The organism is Curtobacterium sp. MCJR17_020 (assembly GCF_003234365.2).
Taxonomy (GTDB): Bacteria; Actinomycetota; Actinomycetes; order Actinomycetales; family Microbacteriaceae; genus Curtobacterium.
Window position 1 is genome coordinate 2,763,921 of the sequence record NZ_CP126260.1, and the last position, 14,650, is coordinate 2,778,570.

At 70.2% G+C, this 14,650-nt stretch carries 18 protein-coding genes; 5 read left to right on the top strand and 13 right to left on the bottom strand.

From position 1 onward, the window contains the following. Positions 1-5 precede the first annotated feature (5 nt). The 6 genes from ccsB to DEJ14_RS13010 all read right to left on the bottom strand — a co-directional run bounded on the left by ccsB (position 6) and on the right by DEJ14_RS13010 (position 6,309). The gene (gene ccsB / locus DEJ14_RS12985) at positions 6-1,034 is read right to left on the bottom strand and encodes a c-type cytochrome biogenesis protein CcsB (protein ID WP_111084472.1); all 1,029 of its coding nucleotides are present in this window, start codon (positions 1,032-1,034) and stop codon (positions 6-8) included. 5 nt (positions 1,035-1,039) lie between these two features. Continuing rightward, entirely contained in the window at positions 1,040-2,749 is a 1,710-nt protein-coding gene (gene resB, locus DEJ14_RS12990; RefSeq protein ID WP_258373185.1) for a cytochrome c biogenesis protein ResB, read from the bottom strand. Next, positions 2,733-3,431, bottom strand: coding sequence for a cytochrome c biogenesis CcdA family protein (locus DEJ14_RS12995; protein WP_111084474.1), 699 nt, complete (start codon positions 3,429-3,431; stop codon positions 2,733-2,735). The genes resB and DEJ14_RS12995 overlap by 17 nt, the downstream gene beginning before the upstream one ends. Before the next feature lie 45 nt (positions 3,432-3,476). Continuing rightward, positions 3,477-4,097, bottom strand: a complete 621-nt coding sequence (locus DEJ14_RS13000; RefSeq protein ID WP_111084283.1) for a TlpA family protein disulfide reductase — start codon at positions 4,095-4,097, stop codon at positions 3,477-3,479. Then, positions 4,094-4,750 (bottom strand): histidine phosphatase family protein, encoded by a 657-nt coding sequence (locus DEJ14_RS13005; protein ID WP_111084284.1) that lies wholly within the window; start codon positions 4,748-4,750, stop codon positions 4,094-4,096. Before DEJ14_RS13005 ends, DEJ14_RS13000 begins: the two co-directional genes overlap by 4 nt. Positions 4,751-4,818: 68 nt before the next feature. Continuing rightward, the gene (locus DEJ14_RS13010) at positions 4,819-6,309 is read right to left on the bottom strand and encodes a SulP family inorganic anion transporter (RefSeq protein ID WP_111084285.1); all 1,491 of its coding nucleotides are present in this window, start codon (positions 6,307-6,309) and stop codon (positions 4,819-4,821) included. Between the two features lie 69 nt (positions 6,310-6,378). Here DEJ14_RS13010 and DEJ14_RS13015 point away from each other — a divergent pair, with 69 nt between their 5' ends. Both DEJ14_RS13015 and aspS read left to right on the top strand, forming a co-directional pair. Continuing rightward, on the top strand, positions 6,379-6,753 hold the full coding sequence (locus tag DEJ14_RS13015; RefSeq protein ID WP_111084475.1) for a MerR family transcriptional regulator: 375 nt from the start codon (positions 6,379-6,381) through the stop codon (positions 6,751-6,753). 294 nt (positions 6,754-7,047) lie between these two features. Beyond that, complete coding sequence (gene aspS / locus DEJ14_RS13020; RefSeq protein ID WP_111084476.1) at positions 7,048-8,388, top strand: aspartate--tRNA(Asn) ligase; 1,341 nt, start codon at positions 7,048-7,050, stop codon at positions 8,386-8,388. A gap of 101 nt (positions 8,389-8,489) precedes the next feature. Here the strand turns inward: aspS and DEJ14_RS13025 are convergent, their stop codons facing one another. The 5 genes from DEJ14_RS13025 to DEJ14_RS13045 form a co-directional block, all read right to left on the bottom strand. Beyond that, positions 8,490-8,783: a Dabb family protein gene (locus DEJ14_RS13025; RefSeq protein WP_111084286.1), complete on the bottom strand. Its 294-nt coding sequence runs from the start codon at positions 8,781-8,783 to the stop codon at positions 8,490-8,492. Then, the gene (locus DEJ14_RS13030; RefSeq protein WP_111084287.1) at positions 8,780-9,034 is read right to left on the bottom strand and encodes a glutaredoxin family protein; all 255 of its coding nucleotides are present in this window, start codon (positions 9,032-9,034) and stop codon (positions 8,780-8,782) included. Before DEJ14_RS13030 ends, DEJ14_RS13025 begins: the two co-directional genes overlap by 4 nt. 69 nt (positions 9,035-9,103) lie before the next feature. After that, positions 9,104-9,202 carry a 30S ribosomal protein bS22 gene (locus DEJ14_RS13035; RefSeq protein WP_003792170.1) on the bottom strand — a complete coding sequence of 33 codons (99 nt, stop codon included), beginning with the start codon at positions 9,200-9,202 and terminating at the stop codon, positions 9,104-9,106. A 128-nt stretch (positions 9,203-9,330) separates the two neighbouring features. After that, positions 9,331-9,525: a helix-turn-helix domain-containing protein gene (locus DEJ14_RS13040; protein ID WP_022902482.1), complete on the bottom strand. Its 195-nt coding sequence runs from the start codon at positions 9,523-9,525 to the stop codon at positions 9,331-9,333. 100 nt (positions 9,526-9,625) lie between these two features. Next, positions 9,626-10,141 carry an ArsR/SmtB family transcription factor gene (locus DEJ14_RS13045; RefSeq protein WP_111084288.1) on the bottom strand — a complete coding sequence of 172 codons (516 nt, stop codon included), beginning with the start codon at positions 10,139-10,141 and terminating at the stop codon, positions 9,626-9,628. Between the two features lie 74 nt (positions 10,142-10,215). Between DEJ14_RS13045 and DEJ14_RS13050 the strand changes: the two genes are divergently transcribed. After that, positions 10,216-11,649, top strand: coding sequence for a TrkH family potassium uptake protein (locus DEJ14_RS13050; protein WP_111084289.1), 1,434 nt, complete (start codon positions 10,216-10,218; stop codon positions 11,647-11,649). A 22-nt stretch (positions 11,650-11,671) separates the two neighbouring features. Beyond that, entirely contained in the window at positions 11,672-12,337 is a 666-nt protein-coding gene (locus tag DEJ14_RS13055; RefSeq protein WP_111084290.1) for a potassium channel family protein, read from the top strand. A gap of 12 nt (positions 12,338-12,349) precedes the next feature. Here DEJ14_RS13055 and proC read toward each other — a convergent pair whose 3' ends face one another. Next, positions 12,350-13,180: a pyrroline-5-carboxylate reductase gene (gene proC / locus DEJ14_RS13060; RefSeq protein ID WP_111084291.1), complete on the bottom strand. Its 831-nt coding sequence runs from the start codon at positions 13,178-13,180 to the stop codon at positions 12,350-12,352. A gap of 64 nt (positions 13,181-13,244) precedes the next feature. Between proC and DEJ14_RS13065 the strand changes: the two genes are divergently transcribed. Continuing rightward, positions 13,245-14,201, top strand: a complete 957-nt coding sequence (locus tag DEJ14_RS13065) for a cation diffusion facilitator family transporter (protein WP_111084292.1) — start codon at positions 13,245-13,247, stop codon at positions 14,199-14,201. A 12-nt stretch (positions 14,202-14,213) separates the two neighbouring features. On the opposite strand, the gene DEJ14_RS13070 is transcribed toward DEJ14_RS13065, so the two are convergent. Then, positions 14,214-14,645: a nucleoside deaminase gene (locus DEJ14_RS13070; RefSeq protein ID WP_111084477.1), complete on the bottom strand. Its 432-nt coding sequence runs from the start codon at positions 14,643-14,645 to the stop codon at positions 14,214-14,216. Positions 14,646-14,650: the final 5 nt, after the last annotated feature.

Below are 14,650 nucleotides of genomic sequence, written 5' to 3' on the forward strand. Positions count from 1 at the left end.
GTCGCTCACAGACCCGAGTAGCTGTGCAGGCCCTTGAAGAAGACGTTCACGACCGAGAAGTTGAACATCACGGCGGCGAAGCCGATGAGCGCCAGCCACGACGACCGCGCACCGCGCCAGCCGCGGGTCGCACGGGCGTGGATGTACCCGGCGTAGACGACCCAGATGATGAAGGTCCAGACCTCCTTGGTGTCCCAACCCCAGTACCGGCCCCAGGCACGCTCCGCCCAGACCGCACCGGCGATCAGGGTGAAGGTCCAGAGGACGAAGCCGACGAGCAGGACGCGGTAGGTCAGGACCTCGAGGCGGTCGGCGTCCGGCAGGGTCGCCATGAAGCGGAGCTTGCCCGACGCGGTGCGACCCTGGCGGTACGTCTGCACGAGCTGCGCCACCGCGAGTCCCGCACCGAGCGCGAAGAACCCGGTGCCGGCGATCGCCACGAAGACGTGGATGACGAGCCAGTACGACTGCAGCGCCGGCTGCAGCGGGACGACGGGGACCCAGTAGTTCACCGTCGCGATGCCGAGCAGGATGATCGTCAGCCCGGTGATGAAGACGCCGAGGAACTTCAGGTTCTGCCAGAACTGCACGAGCAGGAAGATGAGCGTGATGAGCGCCGTGCCGGTGAGCGAGAACTCGAACATGTTGCCCCACGGCACACGGTCGGCCGCGATGCCGCGCAGGACAACGGAGCCGACGTGCAGCACCAGGGCGAGGACCGTCATGGCCATGCCGACGCGCTCGAACTTCGTACCGCGCGCGGCCGAGCCGCCGGCGTTCGCCGGGGGTGCCGCGACCGGTTCGAGCACGACGGTGCCGCCCCGGACGGTGGCGACGGTCTTCGCCGAGCGGGCCGCGCCCACCGAGGCCGTCGCCGCTGCGTCGTCCGAGTCCGCACCCGTGTTCTTCGCCGCTGCCGTCACCTCGCCGGAGCGTTTCGCCATGTCCAGCGCGAACGAGATGAACGCGATGACGTAGACCGCCATCGCGGAGTACGTCAGCACGACCGAGTAGGTCGCGAGGTTCGTGGTCATGTCGTTCACTGGGGCATCCTAACTCCGAGGTCCGACGTGTGGCGTTGTGCGATGTCCCCGACGGCCCGCTCGAGGTTGGGGTCCTCGCCACGGGCGAGACCCGCGTACTCCAGGTCGTACTCGCCGTTCGCTGCGCCCTTCCGGGGGACGACCTTCACCCACACGCGTCGGCGCGGGACGAAGAGCGACGTGAGCAGCCCGAGCGTGGAGAGCAGCGCGAAGCCGGCGACCCACGCCTGCGACGGGTCGTGGTGCACGTCGAGCGACACGTAGCGCTTGACGCCGTCGAAGGTGATCGACCCGGCACCGTTCGGCAGCTTCTTGGTCTGCCCGGGCTCGAGCGCGATGCTCGCCGTGTCGGACTGACGGCCGGCGATCTGCGTGAGGCCCTTGGTGTCGAGCGTGTAGACGCTCTGCGGCACGCCGCTGTCGAGCCCGAGGTCGCCGGTGTAGACCTGCAGCGTCAGCAGCGGGTTCTGCGTGTCCGGGTAGGCGCTCGTGTACGCACCGGAGGCGAGCTTCGACGCCGTCGGGTAGAAGAACCCGACCATGCCGAGCTGGTCCGGCAGCGCGTCCGGCACCTTGATGACGCCGGTGGACGTGTAGTTGGCGTCCTCGGGCAGGAACGGCACGACGTCCTGGAACGCCACGTTGCCCTCGCCGTCGCGCACCGTGACGTTCATCGCGTAGCCGTTGCCGAGCAGGTAGACGTTGGTGCCGCCCACGTGCAGCGGGTCGTTCACGCCCAGACGGCTGGTCGTCGATTCGCCGCCCTTCTCCTTGCTCGTCACGGTCGCCGAGTAGTCGAGCGCCTGGCCGAGGGCGTCGAGGTTGCGCTCCTCGTACTTCGTGACGAACTTGTCGAGCGTCAGGTTGTAGCCCTTGAGGTCGGTCTGCTGGAACCAGCGGCCCGGGTTGAACGAGTCGTAGGAGCCGAGGACGTTCGAGAACGTCTGCCCCTCGACCAGCAGCCGCTGGCCGGTGAACCCGAACCCGCCGCCGACACCGACGGCCAGCAGGACACCGACGAGCGCCGCGTGGAACACCAGGTTGCCGGTCTCCCGCAGGTAGCCGCGTTCCGCGCTCACCGAGTCACCGAAGCGCTCGACGCGGTACCCGGAGCGCTTCAGGATCGCCATCGCGCGCGTCACCGCGTGCTCGCTGGACGGGAGGCCCGTGGCCGCGTCGATCCCGGTGGTGCCGTCGATCATCGCGTCGGGCTGCACCGCCACGGTGCGGAAGCCCGCCAGTCGCGTCAGGCGGACGGGTGTCCGGGGCGGACGGGTGCGGAGCGCCTGCCAGTGGTGCTTCGTGCGCGGCACGATGCAGCCGATCAGGGAGACGAACAGCAGCAGGTAGATCGCCGAGAACCACACCGAGGTGTAGGTGTCGAAGACCTGCAGCTTGTCGAGGATCGGGTAGAGCGTCGCGTGGTCGGCCTTGTACTGGACGACACCGTTCGGGTCGGCGGTGCGCTGCGGCACGAGCGAGCCCGGGATCGCCGCGAGGGCGAGCAGCATGAGCAGGAACAGCGCGGTGCGCATGCTCGTGAGCTGTCGCCAGAAGAACCGGAGGGTGCCGACGAAGCCGAGCTTCGGCTGGTTGATGCCGGCGTCGCCGGGTCCGGAGCCGTCGACGTGGTCGGACGGTCGCTGCGGATCCGACGCGGTGTCGGCCCCCGTCGCTTCGGTTTCGGGATCAGACCGCGGGGACAAAGCTCTGGATCACCGCCCCGACGCTCGACATGACGGCCGACCAGATTCCGGTGACCATGAGCAGACCGATGACGATCAGGATCGCTCCTCCGATGATGTTGACGGTGCGCATGTGCCGCTTCACGGCGCGGATCGCACCGGTCGCCCAGCCGGCCCCGAGGGCGACGAGGACGAACGGGATGCCGAGGCCCAGGCAGTACGCGACGCCGAGCCACATGCCCTGCCAGGCACTGCCCGACTGCACGCTGAGCAGGTTGATGGCGGCGAGGGTCGGGCCGAGGCACGGGGTCCAGCCGAGGCCGAACACGATGCCGAGCAGCGGGGCGCCGACGAGTCCGGTCGCGGGTGTCCAGCTCGGCTTGATGGTGCGCTGCATGAACGTGAACCGGCCGACGAACACCAGCCCCATCGCGATGACGACGACGCCCAGGATCTGCGTGATGACGTCGCGCCACCGCACGAGCCAGAATCCGAGCGCGCCGAACACCGTCGTGTACGCGACGAAGACCGCCGTGAAGCCGAGGATGAACAGGAGCACGCCGAGCACGACCCGTCCGCGGCGCTGCCCGCCCTCGGCGATCCCACCGACGTACCCGAGGTAGCCGGGCACGAGCGGGAGCACGCAGGGCGACAGGAACGAGACGAGCCCCGCGAGCGCCGCCACGGGCAGCGCGACGGCCATCTGGCCGCTCAGGATCGCCTCGGCGAAGGGGTTGGAGGCCACGGGTCAGGAGGCCTTGCCGGCGTCGACTTCGTCGCTGATCAGGGTCTTCAGGATGCTCGTGCCGTCGACGGCGCCGAGCACCCGGGCAGCCACACGGCCCTCGGTGTCGAGGACGATCGTGGCCGGCACGGCGTTGGGGGCGATCTGACCGGACAGGGCGAGCTGCATCGTGCCGGTCTTCTGGTCGAGGACGGTCGGGTAGTCGACGCCGAAGGTGCGCTCGAAGGCGGCTGCGGTCGCTGCCTCGTCGCGGACGTTGACGCCGATGAACGCGACGTCGTCGGCACCGGCGTAGGACTCGTGCACCTCGTTGAGGTACTTCGCCTCGGCGCGGCACGGCGGGCAGCTCGCGTACCAGAAGTTCAGGACGACGACCTTGCCCTTGAGGTCCTTCGACGAGACGGTGTCGCCGTCGGAGTCCTTCGCCTCGAAGTCGACCGCGTCGGACCGCTTGTCGGCGGTGACCTCGGTCACCGCGCCGTCGCCGGAGATGTAGTTCTGGGTGGTGCCGTTGCCGTACTGCTTCGCGAGGCCACCGTTGTCCGACGAGCACCCGGACAGGACGAGCGCCGCGGCGACCGCCGTCGCTGCGAGGACCGCGAACCGCTTGCTGTTGACGCTCACACTGCTCCTTCGTCGATGGCAGTCGCGCGCAGCTCCTGCGCGAGATCCGTGTACCCGACCTCGGTGAACCGACCGGTCGACGTGGCGGGTACCCGTTCGACGGTCGTGATGCTCGACAGGTCGCAGCGGCGCTTGCGTGGGTCGTGCCAGAGCGACTCCCCCGCGAGCTTGCGGTGGACCGTCCAGATCGGCAGCTGGTGGCTGACCAGGACGACGTCGCCGCCGTCCACGCTCTCCCACGCCGTGGTCATCGCGGCGAGCATGCGGTTCGCGATCGACTCGTACGCCTCGCCCCAGCTCGGTCGGAACGGGTTCGCGATCCAGGGCCACTCCGCCGGACGGCCGAGCGAACGCTTCGTGAAGCCCGGGGGCTGCCCCTCGTACCGGTTCGTCGGCTCGATGAGTCGCTCGTCCAGCGTGACGTCGAGCCCGTACGCGGCCGACCACGGTGCCGCGGACTCCTGCGTGCGCTGCAGCGGCGAGGCGACGATCCGGCGCACGTCGACACCGGCGTCCTTCCACGCGGTCGCCGAGGCGAGGGCCATCTGCTTGCCGAGGTCGCTCAGTCCGAAGCCCGGGAGCCGCCCGTACAGGACGCGGTCGGGGTTGTGCACCTCACCGTGCCGGACGAGGTGGAGTCGGGTGGCGGGCATGGGTTCCAGTGTAGGTCGCCCGTCGGTGCTCACCGGCCCCACAGCCGATTCACCGGATGCGGAAGCGCTCAGCCGAGCTCGCCCGACAACCGCCCGTGGATGGCCACCGACCCGGTGTTGAGGCCCACGACCTCGACCGTGGACCCGTGCTTGGCGAACCGCTGCTCGACGCCGTCCAGCGCCGCGACCGTCGAGGCGTCGAAGACGTGCGCGTCGGACAGGTCGATGACCACGTGCTCCGGGTCCTCGGCGTAGGAGAACCGTGTGACGAGGTCGTTCGACGACGCGAAGAACAGGGCGCCGCGCACCCGGTACCGCACGGTGTGCTCGTCGACCGGCTCGCGGACGACGGTGACGACGTGCGCCGCCCGGCGAGCGAAGACCAGCGCCGCGACGACGACCCCGACGAGCACCCCGGTCGCGAGGTTCTCGGTCACGACGACCACCACGACGGTGATCAGCATGACCGCGGTCTCCCCGAGCGGCATCCGCCGCAGGGTGCGCGGGCGGATGCTGTGCCAGTCGAAGGTCGCCACGCACACCATGAGCATCACGGCGGTCAGCGCGGCCATCGGGATCTCGGCCACGAGGTCGTGCAGCACGATCGTCAGGACGAGCACCGACGCACCGGCGACGAAGGTCGAGATCCGGGTCCGTGCGCCCGCGGTCTTCACGTTGATGACCGTCTGGCCGATCATCGCGCAGCCACCCGTGCCGCCGAAGAACGCCGACGCGATGTTCGCGACGCCCTGCCCCCAGGACTCCCGCCACTTGCTCGAGCCGGTCTCCGTGATGGAGTCGACGAGCTGCGCGGTCAACAGGGTCTCGATGAGACCGACGATCGCGACGCCGAACGCGTACGGCGCGATGATCTGCAGCGTCTCGAAGGAGACCGGGGTGACGATGCCGTTGAACCCGGGCAGCGCGGTGGGCAGTTCGCCCTCGTCACCGACCGTGGGGACGACGACGCTGAAGAGCATGGTGATGCCGGTGATCACGACGACCGCGATGAGCGGCGCCGGCACCGCCTTGGTCAGGAACGGGAAGCCGACGATGATCGCGATGCCGAGGGCGGTGAGCGGCCAGACGACGAACGGGACGTCGTCGCCGAGCAGGTTGGGCAGCTGCGCGGTGAAGATCAGGATGGCCAGCGCGTTGACGAACGCCACGTTGACGCTGCGCGGGATGAAGCGCATCAGGCGCGCGACCCCGAGGAACCCGAGCACGAGTTGGAACACGCCACCGAGCACGATCGCGGGCACGAGGTACTCGATGCCGTGTTCGCGGACGAGCGGCGCGATGACCAGGGCCACCGAACCGGCCGCGGCCGACACCATCGCCGGACGGCCGCCGACGATCGAGATGACGACGGCGATGATGACGCTCGAGAACAGGCCCACCGCGGGGTCGACCCCGGCGACGACGGAGAACGAGATCGCCTCGGGGATGAGCGCGAGCGCGGTGACGACACCGGCGAGGACCTCGCGGGTGAGCATGCGGGGTGAGCGGAGGGCGGTGAGGACGCTCGGGGCCGCCGGCGCGTGTGTGATCACGGACATCGATCGGAACTCTACCCTCACGTGAGGGTAGAGTTGTGCACCGTGAGCACCACCGACACCCCGGACACGATGCACATCGGCGAGCTGGCGGACCGTGCCGGCATGTCCCTGCGGACGATCCGCCACTACGACGAGGTCGGGCTGCTCGTGCCGAGCGGCCGCACCACGGGCGGGTTCCGGGTCTACACCGCGCAGGACCTGGACCGGCTGCTCGTGATCCGCCGCATGAAGCCGCTCGGGTTCACGCTCGACGAGATGGCGGACCTGCTGCGGGTCGTCGATGCGCTGGCGGCGAAGGACCCCGACGACGAGCCCGCGCTGGCTGCACGCCTCGACGAGTACCTCGACGACGCCCGGGCCCGGCACGCCAAACTCGTCGAGCGCGCGGGCATGGCCGAGGAGTTCATCGGCACCCTGGGGTCACTCCGCGCTTCGCTCCCCTGACCGCCCACAGCCCACCGACGAACGCCGCGAGCAGCGTGAACGCCGCCGTGCACAGCGCTGCTGCCACGACCGCGACCGCCGCAGGCGGCCAGGTCGCGAGCTCCCCCGTCCCCGTCCCCACCCGGTCCCCCTCTCGTCTCGCGACCCGGCCACGTCGAGAACGCTACGGACCCACCCGACGCCCCACGGGCCTCCCGGTCAGACCTGTGGACGACGCCGATCGCAGGCCGCCCTGTGGAGGGGAAGACCCTGCGGACCGACGCCGCCGGACGCAGACGGTTAGACTCGACCACCGTGATCGAACGCACCCGCATCGCCGACCTCGCTGCCCTCCCCGACGGCCCCGTCTCCGTGGCCGGATGGGTCGAGACCGTCCGAGACCAGAAGAAGGTGCAGTTCGTCGTCCTCCGCGACGAATCCGGCGCCGTCCAGCTCGTGAACCCCGCCACGCGCGAGGCCGAGGACGGTGACGACGCCGCCCAGGCCGCGCTCGCGACCACCATCGAGATCTCGGCCCTCGCCCACGGCACCTTCATCCACGCCACCGGCACCCTGAAGCACGACGAGCGCGTCAAGCTCGGCGGCCTCGAGGTCAAGGTCGGCAGGCTCGAGGTGGTGAGCGCCGCGATCCCGGAGACCCCGATCGCCGACGACTCGTCGCTCGACAAGCGGCTCGACTGGCGCTTCCTCGACCTGCGCAACCGCAAGCAGAACCTCATCTTCCGCATCCAGACGACCCTGGAGCACGCGTTCCGCACGTACTGGGTGGACCGCGACTACATCGAGATCCACACCCCGAAGCTGATGGCGTCGGCATCGGAGTCGCGCGCCGAACTCTTCCAGCTCGAGTACTTCGAGACGACCGCCTACCTGGCGCAGTCGCCGCAGAACTTCAAGCAGATGGCGCAGCCGGCCGGCTTCGGTGCCGTGTTCGAGATCGCCGACGCGTTCCGCGCCGACCCCTCCTTCACGAGCCGCCACGCGACCGAGTTCACGAGCGTCGACGCCGAGTTCTCGTGGATCGAGTCCCACGAAGACGTCATGGCGATGCACGAGGAGGTCCTGGTCGCCGGCATCACCGCCGTCAAGGAGAAGTACGGCAAGGACATCGAGGAGGTCTTCGGCTTCGAGCTGCAGGTCCCCGCGACCCCGTTCCCCCGCGTGACCCTTGCCGAGGCCCGGAAGATCGTGGCCGACAGCGGACACGACGTCGTCCGCGCCGACGGCGACCTGGACCCCGAGGGCGAGCGCCGCGTCGCCGCCTGGGCGAAGGAGCACCACGGTTCCGAGTTCGTGTTCGTCACCGAGTACGACGCCTCGATCCGGCCGTACTACCACATGCGGAAGCCCGGCGACCCGTCGCTCACGAACAGCTACGACCTCATCTTCAACGGTGCGGAGATCTCCACGGGCGCGCAGCGCGAGCACCGCGTCGACGTGCTCGAGGCGCAGGCCGTCGAGAAGGGCCTCGACCCCGAGGAGCTCGGCTGGTACCTCGACTTCTTCCGCTACGGCGTGCCGCCGCACGGTGGGTTCGGCATGGGCCTCGCGCGCGTGCTCATGCTCATGTTGGGTGAGCCCTCCATCCGCGAGGTCACGTACCTCTTCCGTGGACCGACGCGCCTGACCCCGTAGTCACCAGCGAGTGAGCAGAAAAGGTCGCCTCCGGAGTTCGGAGGCGACCTTTTCTGTTCACTGGACGCACGCAGCGCCGGGGGCGGGACGGGAGGCCCGGCTCAGCTCTGCCAGTCGATGGCGGCCCGCCCCGTGACCAGTCCACGGATCTCGGCTGCGGCGGCCTGGTGGTCCGGGTGCACCTGGTACTCGTCGAGCCCCGCGAGGTCGTCGAACGACGCGACGACGGCGACGTCGCTGTTCTTCTCCGGGTAGGCGACGTTCTCGACGACCTCGAGCGAGCGGATCGACCCGATGGAGCCGGTCAGGCCGGTCAGGAGTTCGCGGATCCGGGCGATGGACGCGGCGCGGTCGAGGTCTTCGCGCAGGGTCCAGGCGACGACGTGGGAGATCATGCGGAGGCACCGGCCTTCTCGAGGGCACGTGCGAGCCGGTCGGCGTCGACGTGCCAGTTGCTGTGGACGCGCCCGTCGACCAGCACGACGGGGATGTCCTCCGCGTACTCCTGGCGGAGGGCGTCGTCGTCGAGGATCGAGCGTTCCTGCAGGGTGACGCCGGGGTGTTCGGCGACGACGCGTTCGACCACGGGCCGTGCGTCGTCGCAGAGGTGGCATCCGGGCTTCGTCAGGAACGTCACTGCGGGCATGGCTCCAGCGTAGCCCGGGAACGCAAAAGCCCCGGCGAACCGGGGCTTCACGTGCAGACCTCTCTCGATCTACTTCTTGTTGCGACGCTGGTGACGCGTCTTGCGAAGGAGCTTGCGGTGCTTCTTCTTCGCCATGCGCTTGCGACGCTTCTTGATGACAGAACCCATGTGGACCTCGCTCGGACTGTGCTGATGTATCGGACACCGGGCCGTCGAGACCGCGGAAAATCAACCCGGCCGAGTCTACCGGAGGGCTGACGCGATGTCGAACGCGCCCGGAACGGACGGGTGTGCGCTCAGCCGACGTCTGCGATGCCGCCGCGCAGCACGTCGGCGACGGCTGACTCGGGGACACGGAAGGACCGGCCGAAACGGATGGCGGGGAGCTCACCGGCGTGGACCATGCGGTACACGGTCATCTTCGAGACACGCATCATCTCGGCGACCTCAGCGACGGTGAGGAAGCGCACGTCGTCGAAACTGCCGGTCATGATCCGCCTTCGGTGGCTCGCACGCGATCCGCGCACGGGTTTGGTGTGACCTGTGTGGTCACTGGCAACTGTAGAGGCGCGTGCGACCCAGTGTCCAGGTTCAGTCTTCGTCGCCGCGGCGGGTGAAGCGCTTGCGGCTGCGGTCGACGACACGCTCCCAGCCCTGCTGCGCACCGGAGATCGCCGCGGTGGCCCGGTAGGACGCCTCGGCCATGACACGCCCGAGTTCGGTCCCGACCTCGACGGTGGTCTTGCCGGCCGCACCGCTCCGGCGGACGGACACGGGCTGACCGTCGGGGGTCCAGGCCGTGGTCGCGGGCATGCCGTCGGCGTCGACCGCCCCGGTGAACGGCAGGACCCAGTCCTCCAGCGACACGAGGGGTTCCGGGTCGAGCCGGTAGAAGCGGTGCTGCCCTTCTTCGCGGCTGGTGACGAGTCCGATGTCGCGCAGGACCCGGAGGTGCTTCGACACCGTCGGCTGGCTCACGCCCAGTCGTTCCACCAGCTGCCCGACGCTGAGTTCCCCGCCGGTGACGTCCGACCCGTACGCGGCGAGGAGGGTCCCGAGCAGCTCGCGCCTCGTGGGGTCCGCCACGACGGAGAAGATGTCGGCCATGCGGGCAAGGCTAGCCGGGGCACCACGGATGTACCATGACGAACCGTCCCGGCCCATGTCCTCGGAGGCATACGATGCTCGACCGTACCGAGCCGCTCCCGCGGCACGTGACCGTCACCCGACGACGCGGCGGACGGATCGCGACGGTCCTGCGCTCGTCGCCGTCACGTCTGGCGATCCTGGTGTTCGTCGCCCTCATCTTCGTGTTCACGGCGCTGTTCATGACCCCGTGGGCGGCGGCCGACGGTACCGGCACGCACTTCTCCGACGCGCTGTTCACGGCGGCGTCGGTGGTCTGCGTCACGGGCCTCGCGACCGTCGACATGGCCACGCACTGGTCGGTGTTCGGCAAGGTCCTCGTGGTGATCGGCACGCAGATCGGTGCCGTGGGCGTCCTGACCTTCGCGTCGATCCTCGGGCTCTTCGTGACCCGCAAGCTCGGGCTCCGCGCGAAGCTGATGGCCGCCGGCGACTCGAACCCGCTCCGCACCCACCACGGGGCCGTCCCCGAGGGGCAGGCCGTCCGCCTCGGCGAGGTCGGCACCCTCCTCGCCACGGTCGCCGTGAGCACCCTGTCGATCGAGATCGTCCTCGGCCTGCTGCTGCTGCCGTCCGTGCTGATCGCCGGCATCCCGTTCTGGACCGCGGTCGGTGACTCCTTCTACTACGCCGCCATGGCGTTCACGAACACCGGCTTCTCGCCGAACGCGGACGGCCTCGACCCGTTCGCCCACGACTACTGGTTCCTGACGCTCCTGATGATCGGTGTCGTCGCGGGGTCGATCGGCTTCCCGGTCATCCGAACCCTGACGAAGCAGCTCCGCACGCCGCGCCGCTGGCCCATCCACGTCAAGCTCACGCTGGCCACGAGCGCCGTCCTGCTCGTCGGCGGTGCCATCGTCTACACCGCACTCGAGGCGTCGAACCCGACGACCTTCGGCGAGGAGGGGGCGGGCCGGACCGCGTTCCAGGCCCTCTTCCTGTCGACGATGACCCGGTCCGGTGGCTTCTCGCTCGTCGACTTCGACCAGCTGAACGGGTCGAGCCTGCTCGTCACCGACATGCTCATGTTCATCGGCGGCGGGTCGGCCTCGACCGCCGGCGGCATCAAGGTCACGACGCTCGCCGTGCTGTTCCTCGCCGCGGTCGCCGAGGCCCGGGGCCGGCAGAGCATGGAGGCGTTCGGGCGCCGCATCCCGAGCGACGTGCTGCGGGTCGCGGTCGCCATCGTGCTCTGGGGGGCGACGATCGTGGCCGTCGCGACCGTGGTGCTCCTGCAGATCACGGACGATTCGCTCGACCGTGTCCTGTTCGAGGTGATCTCGGCGTTCTCCACCAGTGGGCTGTCCTCCGGTGTGTCCGCGGACCTGCCCGAGTCCGGCAAGTACGTCCTGGCCGCCACCATGTTCCTCGGCCGGGTCGGTACAGTGACCATCGCCGCAGCCCTGGCCGCGAGTCAGAGCCGGCAACTGTTCCGCCGTCCCGAGGAGAGGCCGATCGTTGGCTGACCGAACCCGTCCCCCGCACCCGATGGGTGCGATCAGTCACGACGCACCCGTGCTCGTCATCGGCCTCGGCCGGTTCGGCGCCGCCACCGCCGGTCAGCTCGAACGGCAGGACCGCGAGGTGCTGGTCGTCGACACCGACCCGGGCCTGGTGCAGAAGTGGTCCGACCGGGTCACGCACGCCGTGCAGGCCGATGCGACCGACATCGACGCCCTGCGCCAGATCGGTGCGCAGGACTTCGCGATCGCGGTCGTCGGCACGGGCAGCGACCTGGAGTCGAGCGTGCTGATCACCGCGAACCTGGTGGACCTCGGCATCCCGCAGATCTGGGCGAAGGCCATCAGCCGGTCGCACGGCACGATCCTGTCCCGCATCGGCGCGAACCACGTCGTCTACCCGGAGCGCGAGGCCGGCGAGCGCACGGCCCACCTGGTGTCCGGGCGCATGCTCGACTTCATCGAGTTCGACGACGACTTCGCGGTGGTGAAGATGTTCCCGCCGCGGGCGGTGCGCGGCAAGGACCTCGCGACCACGGTGATCCGCACGCGGTTCGGCCTGACGGTGCTCGGCATCAAGCCGCCGGGCAGCCCCTTCGTGCCGGCGACCCCGGAGAGCATCATCGGCGAGAACGACGTGATCATCGTCTCGGGGTCCGAGACGGACCTGGAGCGCTTCGCCGCCTACGAGTAGTCCCGGACGCGGCTACGACGCCGCGATCTCCTCCGCGCGCGCGATCGCCGCGCGCGACGCGCGCAGGAACGTGTCGGCCAGGTCGGCGTCCTGCAGCACCGCGACGGCCCGCTCGGTGGTGCCCTTCGGGCTCGTGACAGCGCGCCGCAGGTCCGCGGGTCCGCGATCCGACCGGTCGAGCAGCTCGACGGCGCCGCGGAGCGTGCCCTGCACCATCGTGGCCGCCTGGTCCGGGGTGAAGCCGAGCGCCTCGGCGGCGCGCTGCCACTCCTCGACGAGCAGGAAGACGTAGGCCGGTCCCGAGCCGGACACCGCCGACAGGGCGTCGAGCTGCGCCTCGGGCACCTCGATCACCCGTCCCGACGCCGTGAACACCGACGATGCGAGCGCGACGGCCTCGGCGTCCGCCGAGGCCCCGGCGCTGATCCCGGTGACGCCGTGGCCGACGCCGATCGGCGTGTTCGGCAGCGCACGGACGACGCGGACCCCGTCCGGCACCCGCGACTCCATGCTCGCGGTGGTGGTGCCGACGGCCACGCTGACCAGCACCGCACCGGGCTCCAGGTCGGCGGCGACCTCGTCGAGCAGGTCCGCGATCATGTACGGCTTCACGCCCACGACGACGAGTGCCGCACCACGGACGGCCGCGCGGTTCGCATCGGCGTCGGTGTCGCTCGCGGTGGCGTCGAGCCCGCGCTCCCGGTGGGCGGCCGCCGACGCCTCGGACTTCGTCGTGAGGGTCACGGTCGCCGGGTCGAGGCCGGCGGCGAGCAGGCCGTCGAGGACCGAGCCGGACATGGAGCCGACGCCGAGCAGGGCGGTACGGGGCAGGTCGATCGTCATGCTCCCGACCCTACCGACCGGCCTCGCCTAGGATCGTCTTCCAGATCGGGAGAAGGGGACAGCTGTGAGCGCTTCAGGAGGCACGAAGGCGATCCTCGCCGCACTCGGTGCGAACGTGGGCATCGCGATCGTGAAGTTCGTCGCGGCGGCGATCAGCGGGTCCGCGTCGATGCTGGCTGAGGGCGTGCACTCCCTGGCCGACTCCGCGAACCAGCTCCTCCTGCTGCTCGGCGGTCGCCGGGCGCGCCGGGCTGCCGACGAGGAGCACCCGTTCGGCTACGGCCGCGAGCGCTACGTGTACGCCTTCGTCGTCTCGATCATCCTGTTCTCCGTCGGTGGCGTGTTCTCGCTCTACGAGGGCATCGAGAAGCTCACCCACCCGCACCCGCTCGAGAACTGGTGGCTGCCGCTCGTCGTGCTCGTCATCGCGATCGGGCTCGAGGGCTTCTCGCTCCGCACCGCACTGAAGGAGGCCCGGCCGCAGAAGGGCACGCTCAGCTGGGTCCAGTTCGTCCGCCGCGCCAAGGCCCCGGAGCTGCCCGTCGTCATGCTCGAGGACACCGCGGCACTGCTCGGCCTGGTGTTCGCACTCTTCGGCGTCGGGCTGACCGCGATCACCGGCAACGGGGTGTTCGACGCGATCGGCACGATCTTCATCGCCGCCCTGCTCATCGCCGTCGCGGTCGTCCTGGGCATCGAGACGAAGAGCCTGCTCGTCGGCGAGGGCGCGACCGCCGCCGACGTCGAGCGGATCAAGCACGCGGTGCTCGACGGCCCGGAGGTCGACTCGATCATCCACATCAAGACCCTGTACCTCGGCCCGGACGAGCTGATGGTCGGCGTGAAGGTCGCCGTCGACGGCGACCGCCGCCTGGGGGACGTCGCCGCGGGCATCGACACGGTCGAGCACCGGGTGCGCTCCGCGGTGCCGATCGCCCGGGTCATCTACGTCGAGCCCGACGTGCTCCGCACCGGTCCTCGCCCGCCGACCGAAGCGATCGTCATCCTCGCCGCTGACTGAGCGGCGCCCGGCTCAGCGCCGCCCGGCGAAGAACGCGTCGAGCAGCGCGGCGCACTCGCGTTCGAGCACGCCGCCGACGACCTCGGAGCGGTGCGGCAGCCGCCGGTCCCTGGCGATGTCGTAGACGCTGCCGGTCGCGCCCGCCTTCGGGTCCCAGGCGCCGAACACGACCCGCGGCACGCGCGCGGCCAGGATCGCGCCGGCGCACATCGGGCACGGCTCGAGCGTCACGACGAGCGTGTGCTCGTCGAGGTGCCAGTCCCCCGTGACCGCGGCGGCCGCGCGGAGCGCGAGCACCTCGGCGTGGGCGGTCGGGTCCTGCAGCGCCTCGCGCTCGTTCCGGCCGACGGCGACGACGACGCCGTCGCGGTCGAGCACCACCGCGCCCACGGGCACGTCGCCGGTCGCCAGGCAGGCCCGGGCCTCGTCGAGCGCGCGCTCCATCGCCG

Bases quoted from the DNA above. Each gene is read 5' to 3' on its own strand.
- proC (WP_111084291.1), bottom strand. From the start codon at position 13,180: ATGACGATCGACCTGCCCCGTACCGCCCTGCTCGGCGTCGGCTCCATG.
- DEJ14_RS13045 (WP_111084288.1), bottom strand. From the start codon at position 10,141: ATGGCCGACATCTTCTCCGTCGTGGCGGACCCCACGAGGCGCGAGCTG.
- DEJ14_RS13070 (WP_111084477.1), bottom strand. From the start codon at position 14,645: ATGGAGCGCGCGCTCGACGAGGCCCGGGCCTGCCTGGCGACCGGCGAC.
- DEJ14_RS13035 (WP_003792170.1), bottom strand. From the start codon at position 9,202: ATGGGTTCTGTCATCAAGAAGCGTCGCAAGCGCATGGCGAAGAAGAAG.
- DEJ14_RS13010 (WP_111084285.1), bottom strand. From the start codon at position 6,309: ATGTCCGTGATCACACACGCGCCGGCGGCCCCGAGCGTCCTCACCGCC.
- DEJ14_RS13040 (WP_022902482.1), bottom strand. From the start codon at position 9,525: ATGACCGGCAGTTTCGACGACGTGCGCTTCCTCACCGTCGCTGAGGTC.
- DEJ14_RS13005 (WP_111084284.1), bottom strand. From the start codon at position 4,750: ATGCCCGCCACCCGACTCCACCTCGTCCGGCACGGTGAGGTGCACAAC.
- DEJ14_RS13015 (WP_111084475.1), top strand. From the start codon at position 6,379: ATGCACATCGGCGAGCTGGCGGACCGTGCCGGCATGTCCCTGCGGACG.
- DEJ14_RS13025 (WP_111084286.1), bottom strand. From the start codon at position 8,783: ATGATCTCCCACGTCGTCGCCTGGACCCTGCGCGAAGACCTCGACCGC.
- ccsB (WP_111084472.1), bottom strand. From the start codon at position 1,034: ATGACCACGAACCTCGCGACCTACTCGGTCGTGCTGACGTACTCCGCG.
- DEJ14_RS13050 (WP_111084289.1), top strand. From the start codon at position 10,216: ATGCTCGACCGTACCGAGCCGCTCCCGCGGCACGTGACCGTCACCCGA.
- DEJ14_RS13055 (WP_111084290.1), top strand. From the start codon at position 11,672: ATGGGTGCGATCAGTCACGACGCACCCGTGCTCGTCATCGGCCTCGGC.
- DEJ14_RS12995 (WP_111084474.1), bottom strand. From the start codon at position 3,431: ATGGCCGTCGCGCTGCCCGTGGCGGCGCTCGCGGGGCTCGTCTCGTTC.
- DEJ14_RS13030 (WP_111084287.1), bottom strand. From the start codon at position 9,034: ATGCCCGCAGTGACGTTCCTGACGAAGCCCGGATGCCACCTCTGCGAC.